The organism is Streptomyces sp. NPDC055506 (assembly GCF_053643595.1).
In genome coordinates, this window is record NZ_JBSHKH010000196.1 from 1 (window position 1) to 10,802 (window position 10,802).

6 protein-coding genes and 2 pseudogenes are annotated in these 10,802 nt (G+C 71.8%); 3 read left to right on the top strand and 5 right to left on the bottom strand.

Going from position 1 to position 10,802, the window contains the following annotated elements; genetic code table 11:
- The 5 genes and pseudogenes from ACWIF2_RS38445 to ACWIF2_RS38465 all read right to left on the bottom strand — a co-directional run.
- Positions 1-1,105: pseudogene (locus ACWIF2_RS38445) on the bottom strand (IS200/IS605 family accessory protein TnpB-related protein); the annotation flags it as partial.
- A gap of 182 nt (positions 1,106-1,287) precedes the next feature.
- The gene (locus tag ACWIF2_RS38450) at positions 1,288-2,889 is read right to left on the bottom strand and encodes an AMP-binding protein (protein ID WP_454366054.1); all 1,602 of its coding nucleotides are present in this window, start codon (positions 2,887-2,889) and stop codon (positions 1,288-1,290) included.
- Positions 2,886-4,556 carry an AMP-binding protein gene (locus ACWIF2_RS38455; RefSeq protein ID WP_454366056.1) on the bottom strand — a complete coding sequence of 557 codons (1,671 nt, stop codon included), beginning with the start codon at positions 4,554-4,556 and terminating at the stop codon, positions 2,886-2,888. The genes ACWIF2_RS38450 and ACWIF2_RS38455 overlap by 4 nt, the downstream gene beginning before the upstream one ends.
- 70 nt (positions 4,557-4,626) lie before the next feature.
- Positions 4,627-5,334: an IS200/IS605 family accessory protein TnpB-related protein gene (locus tag ACWIF2_RS38460; RefSeq protein WP_454366058.1), complete on the bottom strand. Its 708-nt coding sequence runs from the start codon at positions 5,332-5,334 to the stop codon at positions 4,627-4,629.
- The gene (locus ACWIF2_RS38465; protein WP_454366060.1) at positions 5,331-6,251 is read right to left on the bottom strand and encodes a hypothetical protein; all 921 of its coding nucleotides are present in this window, start codon (positions 6,249-6,251) and stop codon (positions 5,331-5,333) included. Before ACWIF2_RS38465 ends, ACWIF2_RS38460 begins: the two co-directional genes overlap by 4 nt.
- Positions 6,252-6,541: 290 nt before the next feature.
- Here ACWIF2_RS38465 and ACWIF2_RS38470 point away from each other — a divergent pair.
- The 3 genes and pseudogenes from ACWIF2_RS38470 to ACWIF2_RS38480 all read left to right on the top strand — a co-directional run.
- A pseudogene (locus ACWIF2_RS38470) lies at positions 6,542-6,646 on the top strand (helix-turn-helix transcriptional regulator); the annotation flags it as partial.
- A 204-nt stretch (positions 6,647-6,850) separates the two neighbouring features.
- Positions 6,851-9,709 carry an AAA family ATPase gene (locus ACWIF2_RS38475; RefSeq protein WP_454366062.1) on the top strand — a complete coding sequence of 953 codons (2,859 nt, stop codon included), beginning with the start codon at positions 6,851-6,853 and terminating at the stop codon, positions 9,707-9,709.
- Positions 9,710-9,917: 208 nt separating this feature from the next.
- On the top strand, positions 9,918-10,709 hold the full coding sequence (locus tag ACWIF2_RS38480) for a S1 family peptidase (RefSeq protein WP_382496519.1): 792 nt from the start codon (positions 9,918-9,920) through the stop codon (positions 10,707-10,709).
- The last annotated feature ends 93 nt before the right edge of the window (positions 10,710-10,802 follow it).

Consider the following 10,802-nt stretch of genomic DNA (forward strand, 5'->3'; position numbering starts at 1 on the left):
TGGCTGTGACGCGGCAGGACTTGGCCCAGTTCAGCAGCCGGGTCAGGGCGTGCCGTACCTGGGCGTCACGGTGGCTGGTGCTGCCGGACAGGTCGTAGAAGAACCGGCGGGGGCGGCCGATGGGGTTGCCGTGGGTGTCGAGGCGCCATGCGGCGAGGTGGTCGGCGTTGGCGTCCACGCCGATCACGCCATGGGCGAGGGCGGCTTCCATCGGAATGGTCTGCACCCGTGGGATCTGCCAGGAGGCGGTCACATACCAGCGCCCGCGCCCCGTGTCGTGGTGGATGCGGTAGGCCACCGCCCGGTTGGCCTCCACACGGTCGGCCCACTCCTGCCCCCGGTGCGGGAAGCGCACCTTCGCGGCGAAGACGTACCGGCCGTGCCCAGCATTCGCCAGAGAAGCGAGCGGGGCCGGAAGCTTGATACTGACCTCGCCCTGGGGCGTGATGCGGATCGTCTCGTTCCCGAAGCGTTTCCCGGACTCCCCGTCAGCGGCGAAAAATCAGCGCCCAGCCTCCCAGCGGGACCGCCACTGGGCCTCGGTGAGCTGCGCCTCGTCGAGGTGGTGGCGGGTGTTGAGTAGACGTTTACCGCCCCGCACGACATGCACCCGGCCCGCTTCCCGGTCGGCGCGGATGCGGTTCAGCCGGTCTTCGAGGACCCGCAGGCGGCGCGCCTTGCTGAACCACTCACGCGCGGAGCGGTAGCCGCCCGGAGCGCGCTTGGTGCCCTTCTCCCCGACCGGGAGCGACAGGCGGTGCCGGATCGCGGCGACACCGGCTTCGAGAGACTGAAGGTGCGCCATCTGCCCGCGCCGGGCCAGCGCCCACTGGTCATGCGTGGCCTTGGTGATACTTCCCGCCCACCGCGAGGACGATCGTGCCGTCAGCTCCCGCTTGCGCGCCGCCCAGGTATCGGCGCAGTGCTCCAGCCCGTCCCTGCAGCGGGCCTTGAGGTCTCTCGACGCCAGCGATCCCGGATGCGCGCCCACCAGCTGGAGCACCTTCTCGTCCTGCGGTGTGAGGTGCTTGAGGCGGTCACGCACCGCCACACCGGACGGGCCGAGCGCGACGACCGGAGCCGCCACCTCCCGCAGTCCACCCACCGCGATCACCCTCCCCTCCACGGCACCGAGAACACCCGCCGTCACACCCAACGGCCGCCACCCAGAAAGGTCACCCGTTCGGAACAAGAACTTTCGTCCCAGGCGCGGGGCCCCGCCACAAGCAGGGGGACCCTCACTCGTGCGCACCAGGACTCACTCATGCGCTGTCCTCCGGCAGCAGCTCACAACCCCTGTCCCTCCGAGAACCTCTCCCTCAGCTCCACCTTGCGGACCTTCCCCGACACCGTCATCGGGAAGGAGTCGAGGACCTGGATCCTGCTCGGGATCTTGTAGTGCGCCAACTGCCCGTCGCAGAAGGCCCGTAGGTCCTCCAGGGTCGGCGGGGCGGCCGGGTCGCGGGGGATGACGCAGGCCAGGACCTCCTCGCCGTAGTGGTCGTGCGGGACGCCCACGACCTGGACGTCCTGGATGCCGGGGTGGGCGTAGAGGAACTCCTCGATCTCGCGGGGGTAGATGTTCTCCCCGCCCCGGATGATCATGTCCTTGATGCGGCCGACGATCTCGACGTAACCGTCCTCGCGCATCACGGCGAGGTCGCCGGTGTGCATCCAGCGGCCGGCGTCGATGGACTCGGCGGTCTTCTCCGGCTCGTTCCAGTAGCCGAGCATCACGCTGTAGCCGCGGGTGCACAACTCGCCCGCTGTGCCGCGCGGTTGTGTCACTCCCGTAGCGGGGTCGACGATCTTGACCTCGATGTGCGGCAGGACCCGGCCCACGGTGCCCGTGCGGTGCTCCAGGTCGTCGTCCCTGCGGGTCTGGAGGGACACCGGGGAGGTCTCGGTCATGCCGTAGCAGATGGAGACCTCCGCCATGTGCATCTCGGCGACCACCCGCTTCATCACCTCGACCGGGCAGGGCGAGCCCGCCATGATGCCGGTGCGCAAGGAGGAGAGGTCGTACGCCGCGAAGCCGGGGAGGTTGAGCTCCGCGATGAACATGGTCGGGACGCCGTAGAGCGAGGTGCAGCGCTCCTGCTGGACCGCGTCCAGGGTGGCCTTCGGGTCGAAGGACGGGGCGGGGATGACGACGCACGCGCCGTGCGAGGTGGCGGCCAGATTGCCCATCACCATGCCGAAGCAGTGGTAGAAGGGGACGGGGACGCACACCCGGTCCTGCTCGCTGTAGGCGATCGACTCGCCCACGAAGTACCCGTTGTTGAGGATGTTGTGGTGCGAGAGGGTCGCGCCCTTGGGGAAGCCGGTCGTGCCCGACGTGTACTGGATGTTGATCGGGTCGTCGCAGGACAGCTCCGGGTACCGGGACCGGGCGTCGGGGGTGGCCCGGCCCAGCAGCGCCTCCCAGCTCGGGTCGCCGATGTACACGACCTCGCGCAACTCGGCGCACCTGCCCCGCACTTGCTCGACCATCGCCCGGTAGTCGCTCGCCTTGTGACCGACGGAGGCGAACAGCAGGGACACCCCGGCCTGGTTGAGGACGTACTCGACCTCATGGGTGCGGTAGGCCGGGTTGATGTTGACCATGATCGCGCCGATGCGGGCGGTGGCGTACTGGACGAGCACCCACTCGGGGCAGTTGACCGCCCAGATGCCCACCCGGTCGCCCTTGGCGACACCGGACGCCAGCAGGGCCGACGCCAGCTCGTCCACCGAGGCGCCGAACCGCGCGTACGTCCAGCGCCGCCCGGACGGGACGTCGACCAGCGCCTCGCGCTCCGGCCAGGCGGCCACCGCCCGGTCCAGGTTGGCCCCGATCGTGTCGCCGAGCAGGGCCGTCCCGCCGGTTCCATGGCTGTACGAATTCACCGGAAGTCCTCCTCGCGGTACTCGGCGTCCGAGCCGGCCGCCGTGGCCTCGCGCAGCTCGATGCGGCGGATCTTGCCGGAGACGGTCTTGGGCAGGTCGCCGAACTCGAGGCGGCGGATGCGCTTGTAGGGGGCCAGGGCCTCCCTGGCGTGCTCGAACAGCACCTTCGCGGTGTCGGGGCCGGGCTCCCATCCGTCCGCGAGGACGATGTACGCCTTCGGCACGGCGAGGCGCAGCTCGTCCGGGGCGGGGACGACCGCCGCCTCCGCCACCGCCTCGTGCTCCAGCAGCGCGCTCTCCAGCTCGAAGGGCGAGATCTTGTAGTCACTGGCCTTGAAGACGTCGTCCGCGCGCCCGACGTAGGTGATGTAGCCGTCCTCGTCGCGGGCGCCGATGTCGCCGGTGCGGTAGTAGCCGCCGGCCATCGACTCCGCCGTCCGGTCCGCGTCGCCGTGGTAGCCGGTCATCAGGCCGACGGGGCGGCCGGAGAGGTCGAGGGCGATCTCCCCCTCGCTAGCGCCCGGGGCGCCCGAGACGGGGTCCAGCAGTTCGACGCGGTAGCCGGGGCTCGGCCGGCCCATCGAGCCGGTCTTGAGCGGCTGGCCGGGGCTGTTGGCGACCTGTACGGCGGTCTCGGTCTGGCCGAAGCCGTCCCGGATGGTGACGCCCCAGGACCGGCGGACCTGCTCGATGACCTCCGGGTTGAGCGGCTCCCCGGCGGCGACGACCTCGCGCGGCCGGGTGCGCAGCTGGGTCAGGTCGGCCTGGATGAGCATGCGCCAGACGGTCGGCGGGGCGCAGAAGGTGGTGACGCCGGCCCGGTCCATCTCCGCCATGAGACGGGCCGCGTCGAAGCGCGTGTAGTTGTACAGGAAGACGGTCGCCTCGGCGTTCCAGGGGGCGAAGAGGTTGGACCAGGCGTGCTTCGCCCACCCCGGGGACGAGATGTTCAGATGCACGTCGCCCGGCTTCAGGCCGATCCAGTACATGGTCGACAGATGGCCGATCGGGTACGACGTGTGGGTGTGCTCGACGAGTTTGGGCCGGGCGGTGGTGCCCGAGGTGAAGTAGAGCATCAGCGGGTCGTCGGACCGGGTCGGGGCGTCGGGGGTGAAGTCGGCGGGGGCCTCGTAGGCGTCCTCCAGCGACAGCCAGCCCTCGGGTGCGGCACCGGCGGCGATGCGCGTGTAGTCGCCGGGGACCTCGGCGAACTTGCCGGTGTCCTCCGGGCGCGCGATGACATGCCGGACCCGGCCGCGGTCGACACGGTCGCGCAAATCGGCGGGGCCGAGCAGCGGGGTGGCCGGGATGACCACCGCGCGCAGCTTCATCGCGGCGAGCGCGGTGATCCACAGTTCGGCCTGGTTGCCGAGCATGACGAGGATCCGGTCCTCGGCGCGCACGCCCCGGGCGCGCAGCCAGTTGGCGAACCGCGCCGAGCGTACGGACATCTCCCCGAAGGACAGCCGGGTCTCGCGGCCGTCCTCCTCGACGATGTGCAGGGCGGTGCGGGCGTTGCCGTGAGCGATCTCGTCGAACCAGTCGAGCGCCCAGTTGAAGTACTCGGGACGGGGCCAGCGAAAGCCGTCGTAGGCCGTGGCGTAGTCCTCGCGGTGTTCCAGCAGGAAGTCCCGCGCCCCGCGGAACATCTCCGTCGCCGATGTCATCTGTCCTCCTGAGTACCGGACCATTGCCGGGCGGCTCCGAACCATCGTGTAATCCGTGATGCAGGTCTCACTACCGTTCCTGATGACTGAGCGGAAGTGTGTCCTGTTTCCAGGGCTCATGCTCAGCCGCGTGCTCCGAACGGTGTTGGGCACGCTGGTCACCCGCGTTCGCTCCGCGTCCGGGCGGCACGACTCGTGATCGTGGTCCGGGAATGCGGGGGCGGGGTTCCTCACGCCGTCGGGCCTCCGGTCGGGCCTGGACGGTCCGATGCCCCGCACGATCGCTCCGGTCGTGCGGGGGCGGTGCCGTCCGTCGCCGGACCGGGAGCCCGAGGGCGCGCCTTCCGATCGCCACGGCTGCCGCATCGTGGCGAGTGGGTTTGCGGCTGTCGCTGGTGAGGGGCTGTTGCCAGTGCTGGGCGCCCCACCGGGAGGTGTAGGCCGGGTCCACCGCGACGATCGCGAAGCCCTGTTCGGCGGCCATCGCCACCAGGCGGGCCTTGAGCTTCGCGGTGGGGAAGCGGGAGATCAGACGGCGGAAGCGCTTGTTGCGGCCGTGCCGCTCCCTGCTGGTGCCGTCGGTGAAGTCGAGGTCTTCGATCGCGATCGCCGTAGCCCCGCAGCGGCGGGTGTGGTGCAGCAGCCGGGTGAGGGCGTGGCGGATCTGGGCGTCCCGGTGCGATGCGGTGCCGGACAGGTCGTAGATGTAGCGCCGGGGTTCGCCGACGGGGTTGCCGTCGACGTCGAGGTGCCAGGCAGCGAGGTGGTCGTCGTTCATGTCCACCGCCACCACCCCCATGTCCAGCGCCGCGTCCATCTGCAGGGCTGGGACGGCTGCGCGCTGCCAGGAGGCGGTGACAACCAGCGGCCGCGCGCGACATCGTGGTGAATGCGATAGGCGACCGCCCGGTTCGCGCTGATCCGGTCCAGCCACTCCTCACCCCGGTGGCTGAACACCACGGTGGCGTCCAGCACGTACCGGCCGTGCGGGGCATTGGCCAGATGGGCCAAGGCGGCCGGGAGCCTGATGGAGACCTTGCCGGTGCCGGTGATGCGGATGGTCTCGTTGCCGAAGCGTTTGCCGGACTCTCCGTCGGCGGCCAGGAACATCCGCGCCGCCCGCCACCGCTCCCGCCAGGCCGCCTCACCCAGCCCGGCCTGGCCCAGGTGATGGCGCAGATGAGCCAGTCGCTTGCCGCCACGCACCACACGCACCCGGCCTGCCTCCCAGTCCGCCTCCACAGCGGTCAGCCGGTCCTTCAGCGCGTGCAGCCGACGGGCCTTGGCGTGCCACTCCGTCGGCGAGCCGTACCCGCGCACCAGCCCCGCCCGCTTGTCCGCTTTGGTGCCCAGCGGACGAGCCAGTCGGGCTTCGATCGAGGCGATCCGCCCACGTAGCCACACCAGCTCGCGCATCTGGCCTCTTCGCGCCAATGCCCACTGGTCATGGGTGGCCTTGGTGATGCTTCCTGCCCAGCGTGCCGACGAGGACCAGGTCAACTCCCGCTTACGCGCAGCCCACCCCGCCGCATCGTGAGCCAGCCCCTGCCGCGAGCGCACCGCGAGATCCAACCCCGCAAGCCCACCCAGGAACAAACCGACCTCGGCCAGCACCGCCGCGTCCGCGTCCGAGACCCGCAGCCGGGCCCGGATCGCCACCCCCGAAGGCCCGGGCACCACGAAAGGCGCCGCCACCTTCCGCAGCCCTCCCACCCCATCACCCCCAGGCCCTCCATCGAACAACCCCTCGCCCACCCAACGAACCCCACGCGCCGAGGTCACGCATTCGACATGCAAACTCCCGTTCACCTCCGTCGAAGCTCGACCACGCTCCTGTCCACCGCACCATCACTCACTCATACTCACCACAGCGCACCCACCATCGCCCGGGCGGAAGCACGTCAGCCCCCTGGCCCCAGGGGGGTGCGCCCGCGCAGGAGCCGTAGCGAAGGGACGAACACGTGACAGCAGACGCGTCCGACGCGCCCGAGGCCGTCAAGGGGCATCTGCGGTCGGCCATGCGGAAGCTGCGGGCCAGGACGCGGGGCGAGGCCGTGGTGGCCGCGCGTCGGGCGGGATGGTTGCCGTAGGTTTGTGATGTTTTCGGATGCGCCGGTTCGTTCGATATGCCGAAGGGTTCCCGACGGGGCGCCCACGGCGTCAGCCGCCGCATTCGGGAGCCCAATGAATTCACCCGTCGGCGTCGGCTGTTATTTCCCTCACCACGCCGTCCGTCCGAAATTCAAAGAGCTGTTGCCTAATATTGGCCAGGACACGACACACGGAGGGGAGCGGTGACCGTGCCACGGGACTTCCAGGAGCCTCCCAGGAGCCGCCCCGACCTGGTCATCGGCCGGGAGGACCTGTTCACGTCGGCGCGTGAACAGCTGGGCCGAGGCGGAAGTGTGCTGCTCCACGGCCCCGCGGGAATAGGAAAGTCGACCGTCCTGCGGGCGCTGGCCGCGGATTACGGCGGCGCGGCCCGGACCGTGTTGCGCTGCTCGGCCACCGAGTCCGAATCCCATCTGCCCTTCCTGGCGCTGGCCGACCTGTTCGGCCTGGTCCTGGACGAGGTCTCGGGACAGCTGCCCGCCGCCCAGCGCACCGCCCTGGAGTCGGCGCTCACCGGGCGCGGCGAGTCCACCCTCCAGCGCGACGGGCTCGCGCTGCGTCTGGCCGTGCTGTCGGCGCTGCGCGCCCTGGCCGCGAAGGGCCCGGTGCTGGTCGTCGCCGACGACCTCCAGTGGCTGGACGCCGCCAGCGCCGAACTGCTCGGCTTCGCCGCCCGCCGGCTGGGCGACACGCCCGTGCAGATGCTGTGCGCGGTGCGGACCGAGGGCCAGGAGTACGACCGCCATCTACGCGCGTCCCCGCCCGACACGCTGGCCGTCCGGCTGGGTCCGCTGTCCCGTACGCAGGTCTCGGCGCTGCTCGACCACCGCGGCTACACCCCGCTGTCCCGCTCCACGATCCGCGACATCCACCGCACCAGCGGCGGCAACCCGCTCTTCGCGCTGGAACTGGGCCGCGCCCTGGCCGAGAGTCCCGCCCGGCCCCGGCCCGGTGAGCCGCTGCCGGTGCCCACCTCGCTGCGGGCCCTGGTGCTGAGCCGGCTGGAGATGCTGTCGGACGAGGCGCGCCGCACCCTCCTGGTGGCCAGCGCCGGTGCCCGGCCCACGCTGGCGCTGCTGCACGCGGCAGGCCGGGAGCACGCCGAGGCCGAGACGGCCCAGGCGGCGGCGCTCGGGCTGCTGGCGACGGAGGCGGAGGGTCCCGCCGTACGGTTCGCGCATCCGCTGATCTCGGCCGCGCTGTACGCGGAGGCCCCGGCGCAGGAGCGGCGGGCCGTGCACGCGGCGCTGTCCACGGCGGCCTCCGACCCGATCGAACGGGCCCGGCACCTGGCCCTGGCGACCACCGGCACCGACCCGGAGGTGGCGGCCCGGCTCGCCGAGGCCGCCGCGCTGGCCCGGGACCGCGGGGCGCCGTCCATGGCCGCCTCGCTCGGGCTGCTCGCGGCCCGGCACACCCCGGCGGACAGCGCCCCGGGCCCGGACGAGCGGCGGCTGCAGGCGGCGGAGGACGCGATCACCGCCGGCGAGGCCGATCTCGCCCGGGACATCGCCCGCGACGTACTGACGCGTGCCACCGTGCCCGCCGAGCGGGTGCGGGCCTGGATGGTGGTGATCGAGGCGGCCGGGCAGGCGCTCGGCGAGGTCGACGCGGTCTTCCCGCAGGTCCTGGCCGACGCGGGCGACGACCCTGGGCTGCTCGCCCTGGTCCACTACCAGCTGGCCTGGCGCGGTCTGGTCGTCGAGGGCGACTTCGCCGAGGCCAGGCAGGAGGCCGAGCACGCGGCGGAGCTGGCCGCCCGGGGCGGGGACCGGCGCACCGAGCTGATGGCGCTGTCCTTCCAGGCCTCCACCGAGACCCTGATGGGCCATCCGGGGGCGCCCGAGACCGTGAAGCGGGCGCTGCGGGAACCCCAGGACCCGTATGTGGCCTGCCACCACAACGGCGCCGGGTCGGCCCGGTTCCGCTGGCTGATCATGAGCGACCAGCTGCCCGAGGCGCGGGCGGTGATCACCGCGCTGCTGCGCGAGGTGCGGCGGCGCGGCATGGTCGAGAGCGAGGTGCACTTCCTGCGCTTCCTCGCCGACACGGAGCTGCGCACCGGGCACTGCGGCCGGGCCCTGGACCTGGCCCGGGAGAGTCTGCGGCTGGCCCGGGACGCCGGGATCGGCGAGGGTGCCTCGGCGATGCTCGCCTCTCTCGCCGAGGCCTCCGCCGGGGACGTGGAGCGGGCGCTGGCGCTCGCGCGCGAGGCGGCCGACCATGCCGAGGTCGACGGCGACCAGATGTATCTGTCCCGGGCTCTGGCGGCCCTGGGCTACGCCCAGTTGGTGGCCGGGGACCCGACGGCGACGGTCCGTTCGCTGCGCCGGGTGCGGGAGCTGGAGCACGGCCTCGGCATCAACGACCCGGCTCGCGGCCGCTGGCACGGCGACCTCGCCGAGGCGCTGGTCCGCATCGGCGAGCCGGGCGAGGCCCAGGACGTCATCGACACCACGCGCGCGCACGCGCTGCGGCTGGGCCGGGAGAGCGTGCTGGCCGTGCTGGACCGGGCCGAGGCGCTGGTACGGGCGGCACGCGGCGAACACGAGGCCGCCCTGGTCCGGTTGGCGTCCGTGCGGGACCGGCTCGGCAGGCTGGGCTACGGCCTGGAGGAGGCGCGCGCCGCGTTCGCGCTGGCCCGGCTGCGCGCTCAGGCCGCCGCACTGCCTCCACGCGCGGGGAGCACTCCCCTGCCCGGGTCGGCGTCGTACGACGAGGCCGCCCGGCTGTTCCGGCGCTGCCGGGCGCTGCCCTGGCTGCGGCAGGTCGACGCGGCCGCCGCGGCCGGTTCCACGGCGGTGGAGCAGCCTGCCTCAGTCGCGCCGCCCGTGGCGCTGGACGCGCTGGAGGGCCTCGCCTCGATGGAGCGTCAGGTCGCCTCGCTCGTGATGGAGGGCGCGACCAACCGGGAGATCGCGGCCCGTCTGTTCATCAGTGTCAAGACCGTCGAGGCGACGCTGACCCGGGTCTACCGGAAGCTGGGGATCCGTTCGCGGGTGGACATCGTCCGGCTGGCCGCCGGCCGCCGCACCACCTGACCCCCACCTGGGTTTACGGGGCGGGACCGAGGGTTTTCCCTGCCCAACTCCCTTAGGGGGTTCCCTCATTGGGAGCTCCCTGTGCCGGGCTCTAGCTTGGGGGCGTGCCGCTCGCCGGGCACACGGAGATCCGAACAACGGCGTCAGGGTCCCCGTGCTTCACCACCACCCGCGCGACCCCCCACCGGCAACTCCCCCAAGGAGACCCATGTTCGGGTTCAACCGTGCCAAGAAGGCCGCCGCCGTCACCGCGGCTGCCGCTGCCGCCGCCGCGACCGCGCTGCTCACCGCTCCCGCCGCCGTCGCCGCGCCCCAGCCGATCGTCGGGGGTACCACGACCACCACGACCGCGTACCCGTTCGTCATGCAGATCACGGACGCCTCGCAGAACCAGTTCTGCGGCGGCACGCTGGTCTCGCCCACCAAGGTCGTCACCGCCGCGCACTGCATGGTCGGTGAGTCCACCAGCAGCGTGCGGGTGGTCGGTGGCCGCACCTACCTCAACGGCACCAACGGCACGGTCAGCAGAGTCAGCAAGATATGGATCCACCCGAGCTACACCGACGCCACCAACGGCGACGACGTGGCCGTGCTGACGCTGTCGACGTCGATGCCGTACACGACGGCGAAGTACGTCTCCTCGTCCCAGACCTCGGTGTACGCGGCCGGCGCCACCGCCCGCATCCTCGGCTGGGGCACCACCTCGGCGGGCGGCAGCTCCTCCAACCAGCTGCGCACCGCGACCGTACCGACCGTGTCCGACTCCAGTTGCGCGAGCTCCTACGGCTCCGACTTCGTGCAGAGCGACATGGTGTGCGCCGGCAAGACCACCGGCGGCGTGGACACCTGCCAGGGCGACAGCGGCGGTCCCCTGCTCATCGGGGGCGTCCTGGCAGGCATCACTTCCTGGGGCGAGGGCTGCGCCCAGGCCGGTTACCCGGGTGTCTACACCCGGCTGACGACCTTCTCCAACCTGGTCACGACGCAGGTCAACTCGTAACCACACATAGCTCCTGAGTACCCCTCAGGTGAAAGACCAGGGGGCGTTGGGGGGAGAACACCGCGACAGCAGAAACAGACCCCCGACAAGCAC